Origin of the sequence: Anabaena azotica SJ-1, assembly GCF_047275885.1 — a bacterium.
Classification (GTDB): Bacteria; Cyanobacteriota; Cyanobacteriia; order Cyanobacteriales; family Nostocaceae; genus Trichormus_B; species Trichormus_B azotica_A.
In genome coordinates this window covers 4,876,906-4,903,203 of record NZ_CP178454.1, presented here as the reverse complement: position 1 = coordinate 4,903,203, position 26,298 = coordinate 4,876,906, and the positions used below count along the sequence as shown (strand labels likewise).

Annotated in this window: 18 protein-coding genes; 8 read left to right on the top strand and 10 right to left on the bottom strand. The window is 38.3% G+C overall.

Going from position 1 to position 26,298, the window contains the following annotated elements; translation table 11 throughout:
* The first annotated feature begins 68 nt into the window (after window positions 1-68).
* The gene (gene thiO / locus ACLLO5_RS21305) at window positions 69-2,087 is read left to right on the top strand and encodes a glycine oxidase ThiO (RefSeq protein ID WP_413172494.1); all 2,019 of its coding nucleotides are present in this window, start codon (window positions 69-71) and stop codon (window positions 2,085-2,087) included.
* A 45-nt stretch (window positions 2,088-2,132) separates the two neighbouring features.
* Here the strand turns inward: thiO and ACLLO5_RS21300 are convergent, their stop codons facing one another.
* A complete protein-coding gene (locus ACLLO5_RS21300) occupies window positions 2,133-2,591 on the bottom strand; it encodes a hypothetical protein (protein ID WP_413172493.1) in 459 nt (152 codons plus the stop codon).
* Window positions 2,592-2,594: 3 nt separating this feature from the next.
* On the bottom strand, window positions 2,595-3,911 hold the full coding sequence (locus ACLLO5_RS21295; protein WP_413172492.1) for an AAA family ATPase: 1,317 nt from the start codon (window positions 3,909-3,911) through the stop codon (window positions 2,595-2,597).
* Window positions 3,912-4,264: 353 nt separating this feature from the next.
* On the opposite strand from ACLLO5_RS21295, the gene psb34 reads away from it, so the two are divergent.
* From psb34 to ACLLO5_RS21280, 3 genes are all read left to right on the top strand, one after another.
* On the top strand, window positions 4,265-4,444 hold the full coding sequence (gene psb34, locus ACLLO5_RS21290) for a photosystem II assembly protein Psb34 (protein WP_413172491.1): 180 nt from the start codon (window positions 4,265-4,267) through the stop codon (window positions 4,442-4,444).
* A gap of 257 nt (window positions 4,445-4,701) precedes the next feature.
* The gene (locus ACLLO5_RS21285) at window positions 4,702-6,864 is read left to right on the top strand and encodes a tetratricopeptide repeat protein (RefSeq protein ID WP_413172490.1); all 2,163 of its coding nucleotides are present in this window, start codon (window positions 4,702-4,704) and stop codon (window positions 6,862-6,864) included.
* A 367-nt stretch (window positions 6,865-7,231) separates the two neighbouring features.
* Complete coding sequence (locus tag ACLLO5_RS21280; RefSeq protein ID WP_413172489.1) at window positions 7,232-9,085, top strand: ABC transporter ATP-binding protein; 1,854 nt, start codon at window positions 7,232-7,234, stop codon at window positions 9,083-9,085.
* 147 nt (window positions 9,086-9,232) lie between these two features.
* Here ACLLO5_RS21280 and ACLLO5_RS21275 read toward each other — a convergent pair whose 3' ends face one another.
* The 4 genes from ACLLO5_RS21275 to ACLLO5_RS21260 form a co-directional block, all read right to left on the bottom strand.
* Window positions 9,233-9,676: an SRPBCC family protein gene (locus tag ACLLO5_RS21275; protein ID WP_413172488.1), complete on the bottom strand. Its 444-nt coding sequence runs from the start codon at window positions 9,674-9,676 to the stop codon at window positions 9,233-9,235.
* 84 nt (window positions 9,677-9,760) lie between these two features.
* Window positions 9,761-11,200: a 9,9'-di-cis-zeta-carotene desaturase gene (gene zds / locus ACLLO5_RS21270; RefSeq protein WP_413172487.1), complete on the bottom strand. Its 1,440-nt coding sequence runs from the start codon at window positions 11,198-11,200 to the stop codon at window positions 9,761-9,763.
* A gap of 319 nt (window positions 11,201-11,519) precedes the next feature.
* Complete coding sequence (locus ACLLO5_RS21265) at window positions 11,520-11,693, bottom strand: CopG family transcriptional regulator (protein ID WP_413172486.1); 174 nt, start codon at window positions 11,691-11,693, stop codon at window positions 11,520-11,522.
* A 686-nt stretch (window positions 11,694-12,379) separates the two neighbouring features.
* Window positions 12,380-14,014 carry a DUF6930 domain-containing protein gene (locus tag ACLLO5_RS21260; RefSeq protein ID WP_413172485.1) on the bottom strand — a complete coding sequence of 545 codons (1,635 nt, stop codon included), beginning with the start codon at window positions 14,012-14,014 and terminating at the stop codon, window positions 12,380-12,382.
* Window positions 14,015-14,334: 320 nt separating this feature from the next.
* On the opposite strand from ACLLO5_RS21260, the gene ACLLO5_RS21255 reads away from it, so the two are divergent.
* The 3 genes from ACLLO5_RS21255 to ACLLO5_RS21245 all read left to right on the top strand — a co-directional run bounded on the left by ACLLO5_RS21255 (window position 14,335) and on the right by ACLLO5_RS21245 (window position 15,671).
* Window positions 14,335-14,691, top strand: coding sequence for an iron-sulfur cluster assembly accessory protein (locus tag ACLLO5_RS21255; RefSeq protein ID WP_413172484.1), 357 nt, complete (start codon window positions 14,335-14,337; stop codon window positions 14,689-14,691).
* A gap of 213 nt (window positions 14,692-14,904) precedes the next feature.
* On the top strand, window positions 14,905-15,327 hold the full coding sequence (locus ACLLO5_RS21250; RefSeq protein ID WP_413172483.1) for a tetratricopeptide repeat protein: 423 nt from the start codon (window positions 14,905-14,907) through the stop codon (window positions 15,325-15,327).
* 101 nt (window positions 15,328-15,428) lie between these two features.
* Complete coding sequence (locus ACLLO5_RS21245; protein WP_413172482.1) at window positions 15,429-15,671, top strand: hypothetical protein; 243 nt, start codon at window positions 15,429-15,431, stop codon at window positions 15,669-15,671.
* A gap of 82 nt (window positions 15,672-15,753) precedes the next feature.
* Here ACLLO5_RS21245 and ACLLO5_RS21240 read toward each other — a convergent pair whose 3' ends face one another.
* The 4 genes from ACLLO5_RS21240 to pbpC all read right to left on the bottom strand — a co-directional run bounded on the left by ACLLO5_RS21240 (window position 15,754) and on the right by pbpC (window position 20,297).
* Complete coding sequence (locus tag ACLLO5_RS21240; RefSeq protein WP_413172481.1) at window positions 15,754-16,455, bottom strand: DUF433 domain-containing protein; 702 nt, start codon at window positions 16,453-16,455, stop codon at window positions 15,754-15,756.
* 180 nt (window positions 16,456-16,635) lie between these two features.
* Entirely contained in the window at window positions 16,636-17,556 is a 921-nt protein-coding gene (locus ACLLO5_RS21235) for a TIGR01777 family oxidoreductase (RefSeq protein WP_413172480.1), read from the bottom strand.
* 122 nt (window positions 17,557-17,678) lie between these two features.
* Window positions 17,679-17,828, bottom strand: coding sequence for a hypothetical protein (locus ACLLO5_RS21230; protein ID WP_413172479.1), 150 nt, complete (start codon window positions 17,826-17,828; stop codon window positions 17,679-17,681).
* Between the two features lie 99 nt (window positions 17,829-17,927).
* Window positions 17,928-20,297, bottom strand: coding sequence for a penicillin-binding protein 1C (gene pbpC / locus ACLLO5_RS21225; protein WP_413172478.1), 2,370 nt, complete (start codon window positions 20,295-20,297; stop codon window positions 17,928-17,930).
* A gap of 234 nt (window positions 20,298-20,531) precedes the next feature.
* Here pbpC and ACLLO5_RS21220 point away from each other — a divergent pair, with 234 nt between their 5' ends.
* Window positions 20,532-26,237 (top strand): MG2 domain-containing protein, encoded by a 5,706-nt coding sequence (locus tag ACLLO5_RS21220; RefSeq protein ID WP_413172477.1) that lies wholly within the window; start codon window positions 20,532-20,534, stop codon window positions 26,235-26,237.
* Window positions 26,238-26,298 lie beyond the last annotated feature (61 nt).

The following is a 26,298-nucleotide window of genomic DNA, read 5'->3' as shown; positions in this document are numbered from 1 at the left end:
TGAGTAAATAAGTTATTAGTTATGAGTTATGTAATTATATATGACTTATAACTAATGACTATTGACTAATGACTAGCGACGTTTTAATTATTGGTGGTGGCATTATCGGGTTGGCTTGCGCTGTGGAGATGAAATTACGTGGTGCAAATGTAACTGTGCTTTGCCGTGATTACGCTGCTGCTGCCAGCCACGCTGCCGCAGGAATGTTAGCTCCTGATGCGGAAAATATCGCCAATGAAGCGATGCTGTCTTTGTGTTGGCGATCGCGTGCTTTGTATCCCAACTGGACAAGCAAATTAGAAGAAATAACAGCTTTAAATACAGGTTACTGGCCTTGCGGTATCCTCGCACCAGTGTATCAGGAGGCAGGGGAGCAGGGGAGCAGGGGAGCAGGGGAGCAGAGGAGCAGGGGAGAAGTATCAATTTCCCAATCTCCAAGGTTTTGGTTAGACAAGGATGCTATTAACGAATATCAACCAGGATTAGGCGCAGATGTAGTTGGTGGCTGGTGGTATCCTGAAGATGGGCAAGTTGATAATCGGTCTTTGGTCAAAGTTTTGCGGAATGCGGCTGTGTCTTTGGGTGTGGAATTCCAGGATGGAGTGACAGTAGAAGCGATCGCTCAACAGCAAGGACAAGTTATAGGTGTTCAAACTAACACTGGTTTTCTTCGCGCTGACCATTATCTTTTAACTGCTGGTGCTTGGGCAAATCAATTATTACCCTTACCAGTGCGTCCCCGCAAAGGGCAAATGCTGCGTTTGCGAGTACCAGAATTTGTGACAGAATTACCTTTGACGCGGGTGTTATTTGGTGAAAATATTTACATTGTCCCCCGTCGTAATCGCTCTATAATTTTAGGGGCAACTAGTGAAGATGTGGGTTTTACTCCCGATAATACACCAGCGGGAATTAAGAGTTTACTCCAAGGTGCAACTCGTCTGTTTCCACAATTAGAAAATTATCCTATCCAGGAAATGTGGTGGGGATTTCGTCCTACTACCCCTGATGAATTACCGATTTTAGGCGATAGTCATTGTAAAAATTTAACTTTTGCTACTGGTCATCATCGCAATGGTATTTTGCTTGCACCAGTCACAGCCGTGTTAATTGCTGATTTGATTCTGTCACAAAAAACCGATCCTCTTTTAACTAACTTTCACTATTCGCGCTTTCAGAATACACCCTTGCAAACTCAGTCATCTACGACAACATCCATGCTTACTCATCCTGCTAATTTCACTAACGGACATAGTAAAAATTTATCTCTACAACCTGCGGATCTGAAACTGCAAGATTCAGGATTAATAATTGCTGGTAAAACTTTTCACTCTCGGTTGATGACGGGAACTGGTAAATATCGCAGTATTGAGGAAATGCAGAAAAGCGTCGCTGCTAGTGGGTGTCAAATTGTCACGGTAGCTGTGCGACGGGTACAAACCAATGCACCGGGACATGAAGGTTTAGCGGAAGCTTTAGATTGGGGTAAAATCTGGATGTTGCCTAATACTGCTGGCTGTCAAACTGCGGATGAAGCAATTCGGGTGGCACGTTTGGGACGGGAAATGGCGAAGTTGTTGGGACAGGAAGATAATAATTTTGTCAAGTTAGAAGTTATACCTGATGCTAAATATTTATTACCTGATCCCATTGGCACTTTGCAAGCCGCGGAACAGTTGGTAAAAGAAGGTTTTGCTGTTTTGCCTTATATTAATGCAGACCCGATGTTAGCCAAGCGTTTAGAAGATGTTGGTTGTGCAACGGTGATGCCTTTAGCAGCGCCTATTGGTTCAGGACAAGGGCTGAAAACTACTGCCAATATTCAGATTATTATTGAAAATGCCAAGATACCTGTGGTGGTAGATGCGGGTATTGGTGCGCCTTCTGAAGCTGCACAAGCGATGGAATTAGGTGCGGATGCGTTGTTAATTAATAGTGCGATCGCACTGGCTGAAAATGCCCCAGCAATGGCTTATGCAATGAATTTGGCAACTGTAGCCGGTCGCATGGCTTATTTGGCGGGAAGGATGCCGATGAAAGACTATGCTAGTGCTAGTTCTCCTTTGACGGGGACTATTACTGCTTAGTTTTGTTCAGATCCCCGATTTCTTGAAGAAGTCGGGGATTTTAGTTTATATACTTTCTTGTAAAACTTTACTTTTATACTGGATTAAATCACCATTATCTTTACCATTTTGTTGTTTAAGACGTTTCTTAAGTTTAATTTCTACAGAACTATTAATATCAGGTGTGGGATTTCTATTTAATACTATACGTGCATATAGTTTAAATTCTTGTATTTCATCTTTTAGTTTAGTTATAGATGAATCTATTTGTCCAAGTGCCTTTTTTAAATCATGTCCTTTTAGCTCTACAAAAAACGCTGATTTATCTTCACAGGATATAATTAAATAATCACATTTTTCACCTTCTTTGATTAAACAACCATCAACCTTTATTTTACAAATCTCTTTATCTTTATCATTGGTGACTCTATACTCTTGTTTATTCCCAGAATCTTTGACAACTAAGGTTTTTCTATTATCACAAAATTCTTTACATTCATTATTTTGAAAAAAATCGTTACACATAGTTTAGTCATCCAGGTTGAACAAATCATTAAATTTGTCATTAATTATACTGGATGCACTATCTATTTTTTCTGCTTGAATTAATTTCAGTTCTGGATCAATTATTGATTCATAGTGATCTTCAGAAATAAAGTAAGCTGAAATCCGAGCAGGATCAATCCAACTTTTACCATTAACAATACTTTCTACTGCTTCTCTTTCATCACCAATTTTTTTTGTACCTACTTGATAAGCATATAAAAGATTGTTGAATGATGAGAGAATATAGGGACTATGAGTAGTGATAATTATTTGATTATTATAAACATTTGCGAATAAACCAATCAGTTCTACAATATCGCTTTGAGTTTCAGGATAAAGGTGTGCTTCTGGTTCTTCAAAAACCATAAATACACTCGTTTTATCTAAAATATATCTAAAGATCAACAATAAAATCCAAACTGATTCTTGTTGTCCTGAAGAAGCATATTGTAGTTTAACATACTGATTATTTTTAAAATAAATTCTTTCTTTATCAATATCAGCATTAAATCTATATTCACCTTTGAGGATTTTTTTTACTAACTTTTGCAACAACTCTGTTAAATCAGAATCTAGATTTTTAGCAATGTTTTGATTTTGAATCAGAATATTTATGTCATCATTAAAGTAAGTTTTTAATAAATTAATTCTCTCTACAAAAGATTTGGTAAAATAGTCTAATGTATCTGGATTTTTTATTTCCTGAAGTTGATCTGTTAATGTAGACATCAAACTTCTACCCGCAGGAATAAATACATGAGAGTGTTTTTCTTCAAATATTGGGTCAATGCGGGATTTAAAATCATTAAACTGTAATCGTCTGTTTGATTCTAATTCTCGTAATTCTTCCAATGACTTACATTTATGCTGTTGTTCTTTGAAAAGAATTTTGTAATTTAAAATTTCTGTAATTAGAAAATTTAATTCATTTTCAAGCAAAAAACTCAATTTTATATCTATATTGTATACATTGTAAACAGATTTATAAATAGTTATATGTTTTTCAGTTGAATATTGATATTTTACGCTAAATTTTTCACAATCTGGTTTAAGTCCAAAATATTTGAGAAAATTATATTTGATATGATTTAATAACACATACATAGGATATTGAAATTTATCTAAACTATTAGCATAAATATGATCAAGTATTTCATCTTTCAGAGATTTAAATATAAAAATTGTCTTGCTAATTGTACTTTTCCCGCTTGCTTGGGGACCGATTAACAACATTACATCTGTTACATCAGCCTCAAATTTTTTAACTGTCCCAAAATTTTCTATAGATATTCTTTGCATAATTCTGATATTTAGATTTAAAATCCAACCATAAATCACTATTAACAGTGTAGCAAAGTATCTCTTGTGTATGGATATTTATATTAATGAAGTTGCTACTCAAATAGGAATAATTTTATTGCTGAAAAGTGAACATCCGTAAATCATTTAATCAGGAAATCAGTGAACACAGTATATCACCAGAATAGAAATTGTATTGAATAAATCCATAAAGTGCTTAATTTGTCAATACTTAAGTTTGAGTAGAAAATTTAAGTCTTTACTAGATGTAAAGATTTATATATTTTTATGAAAATAAACCTAAACTAAATGTAACATTCAATAAAAGAAGATAATTAACAAGGAATTGCTTCATGCCCTATACCAACGAAGAAGGCGGTCTGATCAACAATTTTGCCCGTGAACCCAAGGTTTATCAAGCCGAACCTCCTACGGATGGGCAGAAGCGTACTTATGTTATTTTAGGACTTGCTGCTGCGCTTTTGGTCGGTGGATTGATTTTTGTTGCCTTCGCCGTGTCAAACATTAGTTAAACTCAAACTATTTTAATAAAATTTAATTTTTTGGCATCTCAGGTTCTCATATTAGGTTGAGCCTGATTTTTTTATTTTTTGTTAAAATTAAAGAGTTTATAAGTATAATTCAATACAAATTGTCTTGTCAAGCTTTGAAAACTCGATTTATCCTGAGCAGAAAACATTTACTTGAAAATCAGAAATATGAGATTTTCCAGTTAAGTTTATTTGCCTGACTTTAGAATCTATAGTGTATTTCGGCTTTTGTAGCCACCATGAGAGTGAATGAAACCCTACCTCCAGATATTTTTGCTTGGAATCGGCAAGTATATCAACGCCTAAAATTTGCCCTGAGTATTGGCTTGCGACGACAGATATTTTTTGCTGTATGTGATGACTTACATTTAAGAAATCAAATAGCTACTCGGTTGCATTCAACCTTGGCTTATCCCGTGGGACAAGTGCTATATCAACCAGCAGAGACTGGGGGAATTAGCACTCCAGCTTATCCAAGGTTAGTAACATTGCGGTTGAATTTAAATGATCCCAATCCCATAGCGCAGATCAATCAATGGTTAGCTAATTATCCTCCACCGATTGTTGGGGAATCAAAAGATACTCCTGGCCGTCCCTTACCAATACCAGCATTTCAGATTGTTGGTGTGGAGTTGCTAACTAAACAATCTGTAGCGGTACAGCGTTTATTTCTGCACTATCTTCGTTTAAGCGAGCAGTATTTTGCTACCCAAGAACCTAGTTCATTTCTAGAATCCAGCCTATTATTTTGGATTCCCCGTCCTTGGCTGTCTGCTATCCAGCAATCAGCACCAAAATTTTGGCAGTGTCGAACAGGTCTATTTATCTTTGTTGGAGAACCGACACCAACTGTTGATAATCGAGAGCATCACAATTTCTCTAGTTTACGAAGTGTAGATTTAGGAAATCTGGAAAAATCTATTCTTGATGAATCAATTCCTTCAGATGAATTCCTAGACAAAACTGTTCAAGAATTTCATTTTATTGAAGATGATGATTTTCTGAATGAGACATCAGAAGGTTTTGAAAATAAATCACCGAATGCAACAATAATATCTTCTGAGAAAAATAGTATTCCTCAGATTTCATCTTTTTCACATATTAACAATGAGTTAATTTCTTTAGTCAAATCAACATTTGACAAAAATATTGCTGAAGATGCAGATGAGAATTTGCAACCACAACAACTTCTGTGGGAAATTGAGCAATTACAAATACAAAAGGCTAGTGGGGAAGAATTAGCAACAGCTTATAATAATTTAGGGAATTTATATCGGCTTCGCATTGAGCAAGGACAGTCAAGTCTGGAAAACTTAATGGTGGCCATTATTGCCTATCAGGAAGCTGTTAGCTATGATGACACTTCACCGCAACTCCCAGATACTTTAAATGATTTGGGAACACTTTACTGGATGCTGCACCGCACACCAGGAAGTGGTGATGATGGCAAAACGTATATCGAGCAAGGAATAGAATTTTATCACTTGGCAATTAAGCTGATTTCACCTGATAGTCAATCGGAAATTTATGCTCGTGTGCAGAACAATTTAGCGACAGCTTATGGTGATTTAGCGAGGTTTTCTAACCCGGTTGAGAATTGGCAGCAAGCGGTTACAGCTTACAATGAAGCACTTTTATACCGAACAGAGGAAACTGATCCTTTGAAATATGCTGCTTGTCAAAATAATTTGGGTACTGCCTATTGGCATTTAGGGCAACATATCCAGCCAGTGGAACATCTCAAACAAGCGATCGCAGCTTATAATTCAGCACTTACTTACTATCAACCTGCTGATGAACCTCTCAAGTATGGCATGATTCAAAATAACATTGGTACTGCTTATTGGAATTTATCCCAATATGAAACACCATTGGAAAACTTACAATTGGCGGTTGATTTTTACCTGGAAGCTTTAAAATATCGGACATCGGCTCATGTTCCCAATGCTTGTGCAGCAACTCGCAATAATTTGGGTACTGCTTACTGGCACATAGCTAACCTGCCACAAGTAACTAAAGAAATTCGCCAAAATTTCCTGCAACTATGTATCAAAACATATCAAGAAACTTTGAAAATTGCTGATTCTCTGAGTCGTAAAAATCTCAGTTTTGATGTGTTAGCAACACAGAATAATTTGGGTTTAGCTCATTATCAATTAGTCACAGATCCATCTTTTACTGGTGATAAAAAAACTCTTTCTCAGCATTTAGAAACCTCTTTGGATAATCATGTTCAATCATTAAATAGCTTAGATAAAAACACAGAAGCTTATTACACAACTTTTACTCACATAGTCAAAATTATTCGGACTTTCCATAATGAATTAGGTATTCAAGGACAGAATCTGGCTTTATCGAAAGTTCCCGGTCATTTAATTCCAGAGATTTTACCTAAGTTATAGGGAGCAGGGGAGCAGGGGAGCAAGGGAGTAGGGGAGCAGGGGAGCAGGGGAGCAGGGGGGCAGAGTAGCAGGGGACTGAGTAATCAATTTTATATTTCCCAATCAACTGTCACCTGTCACCTGTCACCTGTCACCTGTCAACTATCAACTATCAACTATCTAAAATCGTGTAACAATCGGTAAAATTACCGCTAGAGGTTAACAAAAGCGGAAAAAATCTTTTGTTATAGCAACAGACAAGGTAGTTAGGACATGAGCAAATTCTAAAAACCAGACACAAACAGACTTTCAACTCTGTCACCTGTTACCTGTCACCTGTCACCTGCTATATCTGTTCCCTGTTCCCTGTAACTACTACCCCAGACCTATGAAAGAAACTATCTTAGAGGTTCGCAATCTACAAGTTGAATTTTCCGGTGATGAGAGTGCAGTTAAAGCTGTAGATGGGATTAGCTTTGAATTAAATCGAGGTGAGACTTTAGGAATAGTGGGAGAGTCTGGGAGTGGTAAATCAGTAACGGCTTTAGCTGTGATGGGTTTGTTGCAATATCCTGGTAAAGCTAATCAAGGGCAAATCTGGTTTCGTCCCCAAGAAAATGCCGAACCGCTGGATTTATTGGCTTTATCTGCTCAGGAAATGCAGCTTTACCGGGGTGGTGATATTGCTATGATTTTTCAAGAACCGATGAGTTCTCTCAACCCGGTTTATGATATTGGGTTTCAACTGACAGAAGCAATTATGCGTCATCAAAATGTCAGTGTGGTTGAAGCCAAGAGAATTGCGATCGCAGGTCTACAAGAAGTTAAACTTTTACCTAGTGATGAAGAAATTCAACAGCAATATCTCGATAGTAGCCAGTTAACTGACTCTAAATTCTCTTCCAGCAGTGATTATCAAATAGCGCAGTTGGTGAAAGAACACAAAGAAGCCATGCTGAAACGCTATCCCCATGAACTTTCTGGAGGTCAGTTACAACGGGTGATGATTGCAATGGCAATTTCTTGTAACCCATCACTGTTAATTGCTGATGAACCAACCACAGCTTTAGATGTGACAGTACAAGCAACTATTATTGATTTGATGCGGGAATTGCAGCAAAAACGCGACATGGGGATGATTTTTATTAGTCATGATTTGGGTTTAATCGCGCAAATTGCTGACCAAGTAGCGGTGATGTACAAAGGTAAAATTGTGGAATACGGTGCAGTATCGCAAATTTTTAGTAATCCCCAACATCCCTATACTAAAGGTTTGGTAGCTTGTCGTCCTACTCTACATCGTCGTCCGCACAAACTCCTCACAGTTTCTGATTACATGACTGTTCAGGAAGATCAAGGTGGAAAGGTAGTAATTCAAGCAAAAGAACCAGCACAACCACCGCAAGTTACTAAGGAAGAATTTAACCAAAGATTAATAAATTTGCAAGAGAAATCACCCCTTTTACAAATTCATCATCTCAAAGTAGGGTTTCCTGTGCGGGGAGTGTTTGGCGGGACAAAACGCTACAATATAGCAGTGAATTCTGTTTCCTTTGATGTTTATCCAGGGGAGACTTTGGGATTGGTAGGAGAATCTGGTTGTGGTAAAACTACCTTGGGTAGAACTCTGCTCAGATTAATTGAACCAATGAGCGGTAAAATTACTTTTAAAGGGCAAAATATCACTAATTTGAAAGGAGAATCGTTGCAAAAATTGCGGCGAGAAATGCAAATTGTTTTTCAAAATCCTTTTAGTTCCCTTGACCCCCGGATGAAAATTGGTGATGCGGTCATGGAACCATTGTTGATTCATGGTGTGGGTAAATCAAAACAACAGCGAAAAGAAAGAACTATTGAACTTTTAGAACGGGTGGGATTGAGTGCGGATGATATGAAACGCTATCCCCATCAGTTTTCTGGTGGTCAACGTCAACGGATTTGTATTGCGCGGTCGTTGGCGTTAAATCCTCAGTTTATTATTTGTGATGAGTCGGTTTCGGCTTTGGATGTTTCGGTACAAGCGCAAGTTTTAAATTTGTTAAAAGAGTTGCAAGCGGATTTTAATTTGACTTATATTTTCATTTCCCATGATTTAAGTGTGGTCAAATTTATGAGCGATCGCATTTTGGTGATGAATCAAGGGAAAATAGTGGAAGAAGGAACAGCAGAAAGCATTTATCTTCAACCTAAAGAAGAATATACGCAGAAATTAATTGCAGCTATTCCGACAGGTGACAGGTGACAGGTGACAGTGAAGAAAGCAGGGGAGCGGGGGAGCAGGGGAGCAGGGGAGCAGAGGGGCAGGGGAGCAGGGTAAAAATTAATTCGTTCTTCGTTCTTCGTTCTTCTGACTTCTGACTCCTGACTCCTGACTCCTGTAACTCCTGACTTAATCGGCTTTTATATTGAGTGCGTATTCTTTGAATCTCTCCAAATCTGCTTGAATTGTGGATTCTACAACTTTTCCTAGAAATAAATTATCCATCAGTTTGCCCAAAAAACCAGGGATAGCGTAAGAAATGGTCATTTTTACAATACTCCCAGCATGACGATCATAAAAGCGAATTGCACCTTGATTTGGCAAACCATCCACAGATTCCCATTGGATAATTTGGTTAGGAACAACTTTGAGAATTTTGGATTTCCATTTAAATTCCAAACCTCCTGTACTCAACTTCCACAGAGAAATATCTGGATCATCGGGTGAAATTTTCACTGAATCAATCCATTTCATCCACTTAGGCATTTGTTCCAAATCAGACCACAGGCTCCATACTAATTCCATAGGAGCCGCCACTTCTACCTGTACGCTATGTTCTAACCATTCAGCCATTGGATTTTTGATAGTTGATAGTTGATAGTTGATTGGGAAACATAAAAATTGATTACCCAGTCCCCAGTCCCCAGTCCCCAGTTCCTATTTCTTCACACTTTCCAGAATCACTTTAGCCGCACGTCTTCCAGAAATAGTTGCACCTTCCATGCTGTCAATGTAGTCTTGCTGAGTATAACTACCAGCTAGGAAGAAGTTGGGTATAGGTGTTTTTTGATCAGGACGGTAAGCGTCCATTCCTGGTGCTTCTCTATACAAGGATTGAGCCAGTTTAACTACACTGTACCAGGTCATGTTCAATTCTCTTGACGATGGGAACAGTTCATGGACTTGTTTGAGGACGTGCTGTGCGATCGCTTCATTACTTTCTTTAATAAAAGGATCTCCCGGTGTCAATACCAGTTGCAACAAGGAACCCTCCCCAGGACGATAATAATCTGCTGGACTGGTTAAAGCTAAATCAGCAAAACAAGAAAAATCTGCATCGGCGGTATATAACAAATTATCTATCCCTTCGGCTTGATTTAACTGTTTCCGTTTTTCCTCATCTTCCAGTTCTGTCACCCAGCCATCAAATCGTAGCTGCACTGTAGCGACTGGGACAGCATCAAGTTTATAAATGTTATCAAATTCTGACCATTTCCGCCATGCTTGCGGTAAAACGCGCTGAATTCCAGGTACGTCACAAGCACAAACGTAAGCGTCAGCGGTAATTATTTCTTCTGTATCGCCTTGGGCAACAACTATACCAGTAACGCGGGTTTCTGCTTCTGCTTCAGCAAACTGAATTTCCCGGACTTGACGACGAGTATATATTTTCGTGCCTCTGGCTTCAAGATATTCAATAATTGGCTTGTGTAAATATTCGTGGGGTGAACCTTCCAGCATTCGCAGAATAGAAGCTTCTGTTTTGACTGCAAAAAACTGAAAAATTGTCAACATACAACGGGCAGAAATATGATCGCAGTCGATAAAACCGAGAGCATAGGCGATAGGATTCCACATCCGTTTGATGCTGCCTTTACTGCCTCCGTGACGATAGAACCAGTCAGAAAAACTGATGTTATCCAAATCGCGGATATTTCTCATTGCTCCCTCAAAGTCTACTAAACCCCTAACTATGGGGCTAGTTCCCAATGCGATCGCATTTTGTAATTTATCCTGTAGGGAAAGTTGGGAAGTGGTGAAAAATGCCTTTAAGCCATTAAAAGGCGCACCAGTGATGAAACGAAAATCTAAAGCCCCAGTTTTTCCACCTTTGTTGATAAAAGTGTGGGAATGTTCCTTCAGACGTAAATTGTCACCTGCTCCTACCTTTTCCATCAACTCAAACAGATTGTAGTAGCAGCCAAAAAATACATGCAACCCCATTTCAATGTGGTTGCCATCACCATCTACCCAACTACCGACTTTACCACCAACAAACGGACGAGATTCAAAAATTTGTACCTCACAACCCGCATCAGCTAAATCTACAGCAGTGGACAGTCCAGCCAGTCCCGCACCTACAATTGCAACACGCATTACCTAATTCCTTTATGGCTTACGCCACTCCGAGCTATCAGTTTCTTTACAAATTGTAACTGAGTTGATGTCGGAATTTGCGGTTGATTGGGGATGGGGAGATGGGGAGATGGGGAGATGGGGAGATGGGGAGGATGAGGGAGATGGGGGAGATGGGGAGATGGGGAGGATGAGGGAGATGGGGGAGATGGGGGAGATGGGGAGGATGAGGGAGATGGGAGGAGGGGAGAAATTTTTCTAATAATGCCCAATGCCCAAAGCCCAAAATCAGAATTTTTCCCACCCTAATCCCTAAACCCTAACCCCTATTCATTTTTGATCACCTATCACTTATCACCTCTTCTGCCACGGGTAAACTTCTAATCAGTTCTCGAATCACATCAGTAGCAGGTCTACCTGTCTGCTGACAATATTTTTCTAGTTTTTCCGCTTCTTGCGTTGCTAGATTAACAGTTATACGTTTAACAGCCCATTTTTTATTTGTCATTATCATGCAATTTGCTGTATTTTAATAGGTTCACACGAATCGGTCTACAAAATGAAAAAATGATAATATCAGAGTTAGCTTCCAGAAAATAGCAAGGTCATAAATAAATACAGTTCATTGTAGAAAAATTATCTGTTGAAGTAGAATGTAGAAACACAGGGTACAGGACTAAAAAAAGCTTTTTTCCTGTCATCAACTTACTGAAGTTAGTAGGCTGGATTACCTATCTTAGAATATAAGCAGTATCAAAATACCAATCTACTACTCTAAGTTACTAGAACCTAGATAATAACATTTTGGATTTTAAATTTTGAATTGTTTGATAAAGTCTCTCATTTACTTCAAGTAAATTTTCTTTACGTTCCTTGCATCTGGATGTCTATGCTTTACTCCTCATTATGGGTATTCATCTGGATGCAATATACAGAATTCACTGCTCATCGCATACAGGATTGTTTTTGTGGCAATCATTTTTTTGATTAACATTACTCTCTTTAAAAAAATTATGCAGCAAGAAACCCTCTAATGTAATTGTAGAAATCCACAGATAAATCTAAAGTATTGATGTAGTGATAGATATTACTCTGTGGTAATTACATAGACTACAAAACTACTACGATTCAGGGAATTCACAACAAATCAGAGGGAAAATTTTTAATATTCTCCATGTTAATAACAAGCAACTTGCCTGGTTACTCAAATTCTAGTTGAGGCATAAGTTGGAGTGTACCAAGACCTAAATCTTGAGGAGAAAGCGATCGCGCTTCAAACAGAGCCATCATATCTTTTAACTGTGGATTACCACGTGAAGCTCCCGTTAATCCCTTAGCGATAATCACACCGCAATAACCATTGGTATTTTGACACCGCTGAGTCCATTTTTTTCTGGCTTCTAAATGGATGGGGTCATTATCTAAAAATTCTCCAAATATGAACAGTTCGCCATTTTCAGTTTGTAATAGCCCTAAATCGTATTTTTCACCATCCAAGGGATTTGCACCTGGATTAAAGCAAATAGCGTTTAATCCACCAGCATCCTGAATATTTTCAATGACAGTTTTGGCCTTGGGACGGGAAGTTTGAATTAAAATCACGGGTAAACCATCACCAACTTCCTCAATTTCCTGTTCTGTGTGGTAATTCACTTCCTGACGTAGCGACTTCAACATTTCCCAAGAAATTACACCCAAACTGAGAAAAGAATCTTCAGGGATGAGGTCATCTCGCAAAGACCGAAACTCTGTAGTATCAAACTCATCTTCATCGGAGATATCAAAACCTGCCATTTCTTCCAACTCTGCTGCTAATTCGGGCATAGTGGAGACAGTCACAGATACTGATTTGGTGGCTTCATCTGCATTTGGTACAGAAATCCGATAACGACGGTTGATAGCAGGGAAGTCTTCTTCATATATCTGATGACGGTAATCTCGGATAAAGCGAAGCAAACTTTCCAAAGCCACAAACATTACTAAAGCTTCATCTTCATACAAAACCGATCGCAGTCCTTCCAAGGGATGAATATTCCCAAAGGTGGGTTCAATTTCCGATAACGGTAATTCTGCTAAATCTTCATCTTCGTCTTCATCTTCGTCAACTTGCTCAAAGGTCAGAAATAAGCAGTCTTGCTTGAGAAAAGCCTCTTCTAAGCCTTTATTTGATTCTTCATCATCCTGTAACACATCTGCGCGAAAACGCTTAAGAGAATCCTCAGACCGATACAACAAAATCCCATACTCCATCCCCAGCATTCCCATGACTGAAGCGTAGAGTGTGCCTACATCCCATTTATTAATTTCTATGGACAAAATTTGCTGTTCTTCCAGAAAATTCCAAGGTGCTGCTTCCCAGGTAGCAAAAGCCTTCTGGTGGAGGAGTTCTGCATACTGTGGCGGTAAATTGGGAACTTGGCTATCAATAATATCTGCAAAAGAGCGAAATAGCTCATCAATTAAAGGTAGTTCTGATACATAGTCAATGGCAATATCCAAATCTTGCAATACCCCGCGCAGGTAAAATTGGATTTCTCTATCTCTGACTACAATTCTTTGTGGTCTAGCTGGTTTAGCTGGACTGTGAGGATGCTCAATTGCTCGCATTAAGGTGCGAACTATGGCTTCTGGTCCGAGTTCTGGAGATACCATGTCCATAGCTCTAACAATACCTTGAGAGCCATCCACCCATAAAATACATTCTCCCTGGGATTCTTGGGAGTCTCTGGTTTCAGTTTGTGATGATAATAACGGACGGCGATCGCCCTCCCATATAGAAGGAATTTGGGGTAATTTCTTCAAACGACGACTGGTAGAGCGATTAAAACTTGTCATAGAGTAAGTTAATCAAAAAAAATCTATTTAGAAGTTAACTGTAGGGAATGGCTAAAATTCGGATTCCCTGCTGTACGTTAAGAGTGGTTGCGGCTCAGACTGCTTGTGGCTGAAACTGGAAATATACCCCATCTCTCAATACACCGAACCTCTCAATTCTAGAATAAAAATCCTTAGCTGCTGTTGACAAAGTGTTGAGAATTTAGGTCTATACCTATCAATGCAGTTAGAATAGAACAAAATATTCAAAGAGCAGCCCCAAAGCTAATAACAGCATATACAGGGTATTGTTTAAAATAATTTAGGAGTGGAAACAGCAGATGACACAAGCAACTCAAACTCAAGAACGTGGCATTTTGTTGAGTGAAGCAGCATTACGCCAGGTAAAATCTCTCCAAGCCAGTCAAGGCCAAGACCTATGTTTACGGGTGGGAGTTCGTCAAGGTGGTTGTTCTGGGATGTCTTACATGATGGATTTTGAGGACATTAGTAAGATCACCCCACAGGATGAAGTTTTTGATTATGATGGCTTCAAAATTGTGTGCGATCGCAAGAGCTTATTATATCTCTATGGCTTAATGCTCGATTACAGCAATGCCATGATTGGTGGGGGTTTTCAATTCACTAACCCCAATGCTTCCCAAACCTGCGGTTGCGGCAAATCCTTCGGAGTGTAATATATCAATGGTCAGATGTCAGTTAACAGGTGACAGGTGACAGGTGACAGGTGACAAGTGACAGGTTACAGGTGACAGGTTACAGGTTACAGGTGACAGGTTACAGGTGACAGGTTACAGGAAATAATTTATCCCAATTACCAATGACCAATTACCCATCACCTATTAGCACTGACTAATGACCAACGACCAATGACTAATGACTAATGACTAATGACTATCACAATTGAAGAACTGTTTGATACAGGTTTAGAACGCTATAAAGCCGGAGAATCACCCGAAAGCCTCATCCCTGTATTTAAAGAGGTGTGCGATCGCTCTCCCAAAGCCAGTTCAGCTTGGATTTGTCTAGCGTGGTTGTATCTACTAGACAACAAAGGCAAATTAGCTTACACAGCCGCAAACAAAGCAGTAAAATTAAACCCCCAAGACCCACAAGCCAGAATTAATCTCGCTTTAGCTATGCTGGAAACCGGTCAAAAGGGTTTGCGCGAACACATTGATTTTGCACAACAGTTGATTTTTGTCAACGAAGAATGGAAAGAAGAAGTTAAAAACAGCATTGAAGATGGTTTAGCCAGAAAACCCGATTGGAAAAGTTTGGCTAAAGTTAAAAAATGGCTGTTTGAAGAATAATTGGTAATGGGTAATGGGTAATGGGTAATGGGTAAGTCATTATTCCCTATTCCCTATTCCCTGACTCACCAAAAAATTCATAAATCAAATCAGATTAATCTATGAAAGATAAACTATTAAATTGGCTCAACTTAATTTTAGTTGCTGATGTTTTCCTGGTGATTTTAGGTTTTATTTGGTTTGCTGTAGCCGTTGCTGGTAATGCTTCAGGAATCAACTTGGGTTTAGATTTATGGCATAAACTGTGGATACCCGTATTTAACCCAGCTATTGGCATCCTGATGGGTGGGGCGCTTTTGAGTGGGATTACCAGTTGGGTTTCTAAGAAATTTATGAAAAATTAGTTAGGATAAAAACTGATCCATTTCTTGTAATAACATTTGACTGTCTTTCCAAAGACTTATAAGGTAATTGATTGAGGTTCGGTCATGCAACAGCAGGTAGCTCACAGCGGATAGCTTCTTCAATCTTAAGGCGATCGCAGTCATAATCATAGGCCAGATCCTCAATTGACTCACCAGCCTGATAACGTTCTGCCAAAACGCTGGTAGCAATTCCTGTCTCAGCAATCACAAGACGACCAAAAGCTATTCGAGGATCAATTACGACAATGCGGGGGTTATCTTCTTCATGAGAGCGAGTAAAGGGAAAAAGTTTAATAGCAAGTCCCTTGTCGTCAGGTTCAATTCTTTCAAGATGAGCATTAAAAGCATCTTTCATGTCTGTTTGCCCGCATTGTGAGGCATTAATCAGAGAACCATACCGCTCAATAAATAGATCAACTCCATCAGTTCGGAATCGTTCACGCGCTAATGGGTGTGGTACTTGAAACTGCTCATCAATGTAGTCAAGAGCCATTCTTACCTTATCTAGTTGAATTTTGTGATGTTTGCGAATCGCCCTAAGAATATGAATTTCAACCAGGTTGGTAAATGAAAGCAATCTGGGTTTAAGGTCTTTAGTTAAAATAAGTGGTTTGAAGAAGTTAGAACCATTTGAGATTGGGTAGTACCGCCCAATTGTCCAAGAACGAATAGTCCCTGGTGGAATGCGTAAGTATTTAGCAGCATCACTAATGGAGTAAGTGGGAATATCTCTAGGATCAGTTCTTCCATAAAGTTTGTTCATAATGGTGTCTGTCAGAGACGTTCTTCTTTATTATTAAGTATATTGGACATTCAAACCAAATAGCCTGGGGAGCATCCAAACTTGATCATCAGCCCGGAAATCAATTTCCATCTGCGTAGAGGAGTTATGAGGATGCTCCTGGAGACTGTGTTAAGAAGGCGGTTTGATAAGAATTACCAATTAATTCAAAATTTGCGTCAATGCTGATTGTAAATTAGGATACTGATACTGAAAACCTGACGCTTGAGTGCGTTGAGGGATAACTTTTTGACCCTCTAAAACCACAATTGCCCCATCTCCCAACATCGCTTCTAAGGCAAAGGAAGGTACAGGCAACCAAGAAGGACGATTCATCACCTGTCCCATTGTATTGCTTAAATCTGCCATCCGCACAGGATTAGGGGCAGTAGCATTATATGTGCCTTGCATATTAGGCTTGGTTAAAGCTTGCAGAATCAAATTAACGATATCATCTATGTGAATCCAAGAGAACCATTGCCGACCACTACCAATTGGACCACCTGCAAAAAGTTTGAAGGGAGTAATCATTTTTCCTAGCGCACCACCGTGACCCAAAACAATACCAAAGCGCAAAATTACCAAGCGCACATTAGCATCTGTTACTTTTTGTGCTTCTGCTTCCCACTCTTGACAAACTTGGGCTAGAAAATCTTGACCTGAAGGGCTATTTTCATCAAAAGTAGCAGTTTCACTAGTTCCATAGTAGCCAATAGCTGAAGCGTTGACTAGCACAGTGGGTTTAGGGTTAGCCTTGGCTATTGCTTCGACAATTTTTTGTGTACCCAGTTTGCGGCTGTTGAGAATGGCTTGCTTGCGTTCTGGTGTCCAACGTTCCTCAGCAATAGGTTCTCCTGCCAAATTTACCACACCATCACAACCTGCGATCGTATCTTGCCAAGCACCAGATACACCCGGTGTATAACCCATAATTTCTACATTTGGGAAAGCCTGAGAGGGAAAAACCTTGTGGGCAGAATTGGTATTCCGGCTTAACACTAATACTCTATTCCCTTCATCTTGCAGCCGTTTTACCAAACGACTACCGACGAATCCTGTTGCTCCCGTGATTGCTACTTTCATTTTTAACTTAAGCTAAAGCACATTGTACAGTCTTAACTGTTAACTTAATTTAACAATTTTTGGGTCTGTACTGTCTTCCTGTTAAGTTAATTTCTCTTCTGTCACCTGTCACCTGTATTTTATTAACTAGCGTGTTCCCAGTCACTGAGTGATTCACGTTCTTGCTTTTTGGCTTTGCTTTTGCGGACTGGCACTTTAGGAGTACCAATATCAACAGGAGGAAAAGACTGTTTTGTCTTTTTACCAGATTTGTTTTCTTGTGTGTTTGTCATGGTTCGATACCTTGGAGAAAAACTTCAGTTCTAATTTATAACATCAATTTTGGATAGACACATTCCGGAAGAAAGATTTTATTTTTTTGGATAAATGCCTCAATTTCCAGAATGTGGAGAAATGGTGGGATTGGCTACAGAAAAACCTTGTCTTGTTGGTTGAATAGTTCCTACTTCGACTTGAAATTTTATTTGCTGATGAGTCTTACCACTTCTGGCTTCCAGCGTCCAATTTCCAGGGCGTAATTGCCAAAATATCTCATTGTCTGATTGTGTATTTGATTGTGCAGATAATTTTTTCCCATTTAGCCACCACTCTATAGACTGATGAGAATTACCAGCGACTTTAAATTTTAGTTTTTGCTGTCCTTCTGCACTGGGGGAAAGCAGAAATAAATCGCCGTTACGGGGAGATAAAATCCTTAATTCATCAGATGAAAAATTTGCTTGTGGCTGTTTTGCTAACCATTGATCATACACAGGAGATAAATGAAAATCCGTAGAATTTTCGTAAGCAAGTTTATCTTCTAAGGAAAAATATTCCTGCACTACTGAACTACAATCAGGTGTAGGCTTTAACCCTGTGTTAGCACAAATGGGTAACTGCACTAATCCCTTTGGTGGTGCAAAATCTGCGGGTGGTTGATTTTCATGCAGATGTAACATGATGCGGTTCCATAAAGGTGCAGCCCCGGTAACACCAGATACTTGACGCATTAGTTCACCGTTGAAATTACCCACCCAAGTAGCGACAGTATAATCTGTGGTAAAGCCGACAGTCCAAGTATCCCGGTAATTTGAGGAAGTGCCAGTTTTAACAGCGACAGGGAAGGGCAAGTTTAATACTGAGTCTACACCAAAAGCAGTTGCACGGGCATAGCGATCGCTCAACATATCAATAATTAATTGCCAGTTTATGGGATTAGGGACTGGAAACTGAGGACTGGAGACTGGGGAATGATTTAATCTCGTTACCAATGGTGTACTTTTCCCCAACCTAGCCATAGTTAAATAAGCCCTTGCAAGTTCCCATAAACTCACCTCACCACTACCCAAAGTTAAACCCAAACCGTAAAATTCAGCACTTTGATTGAGATGAGTAAACCCTAACTCATGCAACCGATTTAAGAAAGTTTGGACACCAACTTTTTCTAACACCTTTACAGCAGGTACATTTAAGGAATTTGCTAAAGCAACTCTTACCCGCACAGGACCGAGAAAACTGTTAGTATAATCTCTAGGGCTATATAATTTCGCCCCCGGAATTGCATAATGAGAAGGAACATCAGCCAAAATGGAATTAGGTTTAATTACACCTTTTTCCAAAGCTAATTCATAAAGAAACGGCTTCAACGTAGAACCAGGTTGACGCAAAGCTTGAACTCCATCATTTCGCCCTAATTTCACATCATTAAAATAATCAGGGGAACCGACATAAGCTAAAACCTCCCCAGAGTAGTTGTCAATTACCACAGCAGCTGCATCATGGACATTGTTATCAGCAAGAGAAGCAATAACCTGCTGTACCTGTGCCTCCACAAATTCCTGTAAAGGTCTATTTATCGTAGTTTGAATAGTCAAAGATTCCAGTTCCTCTCCTTGCTTGCGGGTTGAAGTGCTTTGCTTTGCTAACCAAAACAAAAAATGTGGTGCAGCAACAATTCCCTGTTTACGAGATTGAAAAACAACCTTTTCTTTATATATACGTTCAGCTTCTGAACTAGAAATATATCCATCTTTTATCATTTGATTTAAAACATAATTCTGCCTTTGTTTTAATCTTTCCCAATGTTGATAAGGGTTAAAATAATTAGGATTATTAGGAATAGCTGCTAACAGCGAAGCTTGGGCAAGATTTAAATCACTCGCAGAAGTAGAAAAATAAATTTGTGCCGCTGCTTCTACACCATAAATATTTCCTCCCATGGGCAGACGATTAATATAAGCAGCAAGAATTTCATTTTTATTCATGCCAGCAGTTAAACGCCAAGATAACCAAACTTCATGTAATTTTCCAGATAAAGTTCGTGGTGAATTATCCAACATTCTGGCTAACTGCATGGTAATTGTTGAAGCACCAGAAATAATTTTTTTCTGTTCGACTGCATCTTTGATAGCGCGAACAATGGCTTTTAAATCTAAAGCACCATGAGCATAAAAATTGCCATCTTCAGCCGCTAAAATGGCGTTAATAAATTGCTGTGAAACTTGATTTAATGGTACAATTGATGTATGCTCTTGGTCGTGAGTGAGGATAGTTCCTAATGGTAAACCATGACGATCTGTAAATTGCATTGCTAACTGTTGTTGGGCAATATCTTGACTATGAATTGGTGCGAAGTAGGGCAATAATCGCACAATTAGACAGACAATGATTACAGTCAGAATATATTTATTGAGATAACGGAAATAAGATTTTATCTGACGCAGATTCCTAAAGACGCGGAAAGTCAAAGTTTTGAGTTTCATAGATTTATGTTTCAATTGCTGTTAAAGAGATTTCGCAAACAATCAATATTTCTTAATCATTAAGAATTGTATTCATTTTGGGAACACATCATACCTGATTGGTTATCTATATAAGTAGCTTGGTTTCTGTAGGTTGGGTTGACGTAAGGAAACCCAACATTGTGTACATTTTCTTGGGTTGTAATATTGCTTAACCCAACCTACAAATTTAAAGTTTTTTATTTATTTAACAATATGAACAGCAAATTAGGAAAATTCCTATTGATCATTATCTTAATATTAGGTATAGCCGGTTGTAATTTTGTTGGTATCACCCCAGGTAAGGAAAAATTACCCACAGTGGCACAACTTACACCACCAAAGTTACCAGACTGGATAGAACAAATTAGTCCTTTAGGAGATGCAAATACTCTTAGTCAAGTTCGTGTTCGTTTTAAGGAAGCTTTAATTCCCGTTGAAAGTCTTGATAGTCCAGAACAACAGAATTTATTAACTAAATTTGCCATTTGGCCACCTTTACCGGGTAAGTTTCGGTTTTTAACACCACGTATGGTAGGTTTTCAAGCTGATAAAGCTTTACCTAAAGCCACGCGAGTGCAAGTTACTCTTAAAGCGGGTCTAGCAGATTTAAAAAATCATCGTTTAGTAGAAGATTTAGCTTGGACTTTCGATACAGAAGCAATTAAAATCACAAATTTACCTGGTGTTAACCCAATTGAAAAAGCGGAAATTGAACCGATAGATTTACAGCCTAAGTTACAATTTACATCAAATTTAGAGTTAGATTTAGGTTCGGTAGAACAGCATTTACAACTAATCCCTGATGGGAAAACACAAGGGGTAGGATTTAAGGTAGAGTTAGCAAAATCAGAACAACCAGAAAATTTAGATCCTTTAGAAAAATTTGACCCTTCGGCACGGAATTGGATTTATAATATTACTCCTCGTCAAAATCTAGAAAAAGCAAAATCCTATCGTTTAACTTTTTATCCTGGTATTCTTCCTGCTGATGGAAATTTACCCAGTAATAAAGAATTTGTGAGTAAATTAGCGACTTATTCACCATTAGCATTTCAAGGAATTAAAGCTTACGGAGAACCAGATGCTGGGGGAACTTATGGGAGATTTGTTAAAGGGAGTCCTCAGCTAGAATTTAATAACATCTTATTACCAGAATCTGCAAAAGCACATATTAAAATTAATCCAGCACCCAAAGACATTGATAGAGTCTTGCAAATTTATGATGAAGATAGAATTGTGAGTATTAATCCCTATGCTTTAGAACCAGCTAAAACTTATACAATTAATATTGACAAAAATCTCAAAGATAAATTTGGGCAAACTTTAGGTAAACCACAGAAAATTACATACAATACTGGTGATTTAGCTGGGGATATTTCTGTTCCTGCTGATTTAAATATTTTTCCGACGAATCAAGATTTACAGTTAAATATTAATACTGTCAATTTACCAGAATCTAAATATCAAGCAGATTATCGTGTTGTTAAACCTACGGATTTGGTTTATACAAATAATGCTAATGATTTATTACCAAAACCAGAAACATGGAAAAGTTTCAAAGTATCGGGTAGAAAAAATCAATTAGTTAATGTAACTGTTCCCCTGAAAGAAAAATTGAAAAATAATCAGGGAATGTTAGCTTATGGTGTGCAAGCAAGAACTAATAAATATCAAGAAAATAATAAACAATTATGGAGAGAAGCAAAGACTTATGGAATGGTGCAATTAACCAATTTAGGTGTATTTAGTCAATGGTTTCCAGAATCAGGTTTAATTCGTGTACATCATTTGAGTGATGGTTCACCAGTTAAAGCAGCTAATATTGAAATTTATCAATCAAAATTATCGGAGAAATCAGTTTCTGACCCTATACCCTGTGCAACAGGTAAAACTGATAAAAGTGGAATGTGGAAAATAGAAAATGATCAATTACGACAATGTTATAGTCAGGATGAAAAACTGCCAAAATTATTAGTAATTGTCCGTGAAAATAAAGATTGGGCTTTTGCAAGGACTCAAGAATATAGTGGTAGTTATGGTTATGGTATTGATGCAGGTTGGGATGATGGTAAACCGATATCACGGGGTGTAATTTTTTCCGATAGACAGTTATATCAACCAGGTGAAAAAGCTGCATTTACGGCTTTTGCAGATTATTTAGAAACAGGGGAAATTCAGCAAGATCAAGATGCAGTTTACAAATTGACTTTGGTAAATCCTAATGGGAATAAGTTGGATTTAGGGACACAAACTACAAACGAATTTGGTACATTTTCTCTAGAATTACCAATTCAAAAAAATCAACCTTTAGGATATTACAGAATCGAAGCTAAAGGTAAAAATGGACAAGAAATTTCTGGTGAATTTCGGGTTGCGGAATTTAAACCACCGAATTTTAAAGTTGATTTACGGCTAAATAAAGAATTTGCGTTAATTGGTGATCAAATCAATGCTGATGTAACTAGTAATTATTTATTTGGTTCACCAGTAGAAGGGGGAGAAGCCAAATATTTTGTGACTCGTCAGCAAACTAATTTTATTCCCAAAGGTTGGGAGGAATTTGGTTTTGGTAGACAGTGGTTTTGGCCTGAAGAAAGTCCAAATGTTTCTAGTGATGTTTTACAAACTAAGACCCAATTAGATGTTGGTGGTAAAAATAGTCAAGTGGTAAAGGTAGCAAAAGATTTACCCTATCCGATGATTTATCGTGTAGACGTACAAGTTGCGGATATTTCTAATTTATCGGTTGCTAATTCTCAAACTTTCACGGCTTTACCTAGTAACCGACTTATCGGTTTAAAAAGTAATTTTGTAGCTGATGCTGGAAAGGCTTTCCCTGTAGAATTTATGGTGACTGACGCAACAGGAAAACCGTTAGAAAATGAACGAGTAAGTTTGGAATTACAACAGATCAAATATAGTAGTGTTACTCAAGTAGTTGAAGGTAGCAGAACTCCCAAAGATCAAATTGAATATCAGACAGTTGCTAAAACTGAAGCTACATCTGCTAGTAGTCCCCAAACAGTAAATTTGACAGCAAAAGAATCAGGTTCATATCGCATTCGTGCTAATTTTAGCGGAAGTAGAAATGAAATCACGGCTACAGATTTACAAATTTGGGTAACGGGAGACAATCAAGTTTTTTGGGGTGGAGATGAAAAAGATAAATTGGAAGTTAAGTTAAATAAAAAAGAATTCAAAGTTGGGGAAATTGCAACTGCTTTAATTCAATCTCCTTATTCAGAAGGTGAATTATATTTTGCGGTGATTAAAGATAAACCTCTCTATCAACAAGTTAGTCAAATTAAGGGTGGTGCGCCCCAAATTCAGTTTACAATTACACCAGAGATGTTACCTAATGCTGCTGTAGAAGCGGTGTTAGTCAGACAAGGAAAACCAATAAACCAAGTAGAACCACAAAATTTAGCAAGCTTAGATAAGTTAGCGCGGATTGGTTTTGCACCTTTTAAAGTTAATTTGTCAGATAAATATTTGCAAGTGCAAATTAAGCCAAATCAAACTTCCTTAGAACCTGGGAAAGAAGAAACTTTGCAACTGGAATTAAAAGATCATCAAGGAAACCCCACTTCAGGACAATTTACTGTCATGGTGGTAAATGAAGCGGTGTTACAACTTAGTGGTTATCGTCCTCCCAATTTGGTGGATACTGTTTATGCAGAACAACCAATTTCTACGCGGTTTAGCGATAACCGTCCTGATGTGAGATTAAGCCAAACTGCTGCAATGTTACCCAAAGGTTGGGGTTATGGTGGTGGTTTATCCAGTGCTTTAGCAAATACTCGCATTCGCAAAGATTTTCAAGCTTTAGCTTATTACAATGGTTCTGTAATTAGTAATGAAAATGGCCAAGCTACAGTTACTTTTAAATTACCAGATGATTTAAGCACTTGGCGGGTGATGGTTGTCGCTACTGACGGAAATTTGCGTTTTGGGAATGGTGAAGAGACATTTGTTACCACCAAACCATTAATAACTAATGCTATTCTGCCACAATTTGTCCGGTCAGGCGATCGCATTTTTGCAGGTTTATCCGTCACCAACACCACTGGAAACACTGGAACTCTCAATATTAATGGTGAACTTAGCGGTTCTCTCAAATTTGCAGAGAACAACCCGACAACGAAAACCCTACAAACTCAAGCTGAGTCAGCAACCCAAGCTTATCGTTTTCCAATGGTTGCAGGAAGCGTCGGAGAAAGTAAAGTTACCTTTGCAACTGGGTTAAATAATCTCACTGACGCTTTTACAGTACCTTTGGAAATTAAACCTTTAGAAATTACAGAACAAGTTGTAGAAACTGGAGTTAGTGAAAAACAGGTAAAAATTCCCCTCAATGTTGATAAAAATACCTTCCCAGAAACCGGAGGTTTAGAAATTCAATTAGCTAGTACCTTAATTCCCGAAATTAAAGCACCAGCAAAACAAGTTTTAGCGGATAATGATTTACCCTTCGCAGAACCAGCAGCGAGTCAATTATTAATTGCTGCAAATTTACAAAACCTCAGTCAAAAATATAATCAAACCTTTGCAGAATTTAATCCTCAAAAACAAGCTAACCTATCCATAGAAGAACTGCAAAAACTACAAATTGCTGATGGTGGTTTTGCAGCTTTTCCCGGACAAGAAAAATCTGATCCTTGGGTTTCTGCTTATGCTGCGGAATCCTTATTCAAAGCAAATCAAGCTTACCCCAATTTAGTCGATAACAAAATCCTATCTCGACTGAAAACTTACTTACAAAAAGTTCTGGCTAACCCTGGACAATATGATTTTTGTAAATCCAAACTTTGTAAATCCCAACTGCAACTTAACTCTTTAATTGCCTTAGCACAATTAGGCGACAAACGCAATAGTTTTCTTTCCGATATCTATCAACAACGTGACGCTTTTGATCTAGTCACACAAATTAAATTAGCACGATATTTATACCAGTTTCCCGAATGGCAAGATGAAGCGCAAATTATGCGAATTCAGTTACAAAAAAACATCTATGAAACTGGACGTACAGCAACTGTAAACTTACCACGCAGTTGGAGTTGGATGAATTCACCGACAACCACCCAAGCCCAAGCATTACGATTATTTATTGACCAAAACACACCACCAGAAATTATTGATAAACTCTTCCAAAGTCTGCTGAATCTACGTCAAAATGGTACATGGACAACAACTTATAATAACGCCCAAGCCTTAACAGCTTTGGTTGAATATAGTCAACTCCAACCCACACCACCTAATTTTGTCGCCACTGTCAAATTAGCAGGTAAAAAATTAGGAGAAACCAGATTTAATGGTTATCAAAATCCGAGTTTACAAGTAAATGTAGCAATGAATAAATTACCGCGTGGTCGTCATGATTTGGTTTTACAGAAATCTGGAAAAGGTAATTTACATTATTTAGCTGCTTATAGTTATCGCTTGCAAGGAACTCAACCAGGCAGATTTAACGGTTTAAGAGTGACGCGAGAAATTAGCAAAGTAAATTCAGAAAAAGTGATTCAAAAAACGGGAATGTATGCTTTTGATAAACCTTTGACTTTAGCACCAGGAGAAGTGTTTGATATTGGTTTAGAAATCATTACAGATCATCCTATAGATCATCTGGTGATTAAAGACCCATTACCCGCAGGATTTGAAGCAATAGATCAGAGTTTTCAAACTGCCACACCAGCATTACAAGCAAAAGCTGATAGTTGGCAATTAGGATATAAAACAATCTATAAAGATACAATTATTTCCTATGCAGATCATCTGGAAGCAGGAGTTTACAGTTTGCATTATTTAGTCCGTTCCGTGACTCCGGGAACTTTCCTTTGGCCTGGTGCAGAAGCACAACTTCAATATGCACCAGAAGAGTTTGGACGTAGTGCAGATTCGATTTTGATTTTAATGGAGTAACACAAAGAATGGTTTTATTCAAACAGAAATTATTAACATTTTATACAGGGAGAAAATGTCT

Bases quoted from the DNA above. Each gene is read 5' to 3' on its own strand.
- thiO (WP_413172494.1), top strand. From the start codon at position 69: ATGACTAGCGACGTTTTAATTATTGGTGGTGGCATTATCGGGTTGGCT.
- ACLLO5_RS21300 (WP_413172493.1), bottom strand. From the start codon at position 2,591: ATGTGTAACGATTTTTTTCAAAATAATGAATGTAAAGAATTTTGTGAT.
- ACLLO5_RS21295 (WP_413172492.1), bottom strand. From the start codon at position 3,911: ATGCAAAGAATATCTATAGAAAATTTTGGGACAGTTAAAAAATTTGAG.
- psb34 (WP_413172491.1), top strand. From the start codon at position 4,265: ATGCCCTATACCAACGAAGAAGGCGGTCTGATCAACAATTTTGCCCGT.
- ACLLO5_RS21285 (WP_413172490.1), top strand. From the start codon at position 4,702: ATGAGAGTGAATGAAACCCTACCTCCAGATATTTTTGCTTGGAATCGG.
- ACLLO5_RS21280 (WP_413172489.1), top strand. From the start codon at position 7,232: ATGAAAGAAACTATCTTAGAGGTTCGCAATCTACAAGTTGAATTTTCC.
- ACLLO5_RS21275 (WP_413172488.1), bottom strand. From the start codon at position 9,676: ATGGCTGAATGGTTAGAACATAGCGTACAGGTAGAAGTGGCGGCTCCT.
- zds (WP_413172487.1), bottom strand. From the start codon at position 11,200: ATGCGTGTTGCAATTGTAGGTGCGGGACTGGCTGGACTGTCCACTGCT.
- ACLLO5_RS21265 (WP_413172486.1), bottom strand. From the start codon at position 11,693: ATGATAATGACAAATAAAAAATGGGCTGTTAAACGTATAACTGTTAAT.
- ACLLO5_RS21260 (WP_413172485.1), bottom strand. From the start codon at position 14,014: ATGACAAGTTTTAATCGCTCTACCAGTCGTCGTTTGAAGAAATTACCC.
- ACLLO5_RS21255 (WP_413172484.1), top strand. From the start codon at position 14,335: ATGACACAAGCAACTCAAACTCAAGAACGTGGCATTTTGTTGAGTGAA.
- ACLLO5_RS21250 (WP_413172483.1), top strand. From the start codon at position 14,905: ATGACTATCACAATTGAAGAACTGTTTGATACAGGTTTAGAACGCTAT.
- ACLLO5_RS21245 (WP_413172482.1), top strand. From the start codon at position 15,429: ATGAAAGATAAACTATTAAATTGGCTCAACTTAATTTTAGTTGCTGAT.
- ACLLO5_RS21240 (WP_413172481.1), bottom strand. From the start codon at position 16,455: ATGAACAAACTTTATGGAAGAACTGATCCTAGAGATATTCCCACTTAC.
- ACLLO5_RS21235 (WP_413172480.1), bottom strand. From the start codon at position 17,556: ATGAAAGTAGCAATCACGGGAGCAACAGGATTCGTCGGTAGTCGTTTG.
- ACLLO5_RS21230 (WP_413172479.1), bottom strand. From the start codon at position 17,828: ATGACAAACACACAAGAAAACAAATCTGGTAAAAAGACAAAACAGTCT.
- pbpC (WP_413172478.1), bottom strand. From the start codon at position 20,297: ATGAAACTCAAAACTTTGACTTTCCGCGTCTTTAGGAATCTGCGTCAG.
- ACLLO5_RS21220 (WP_413172477.1), top strand. From the start codon at position 20,532: ATGAACAGCAAATTAGGAAAATTCCTATTGATCATTATCTTAATATTA.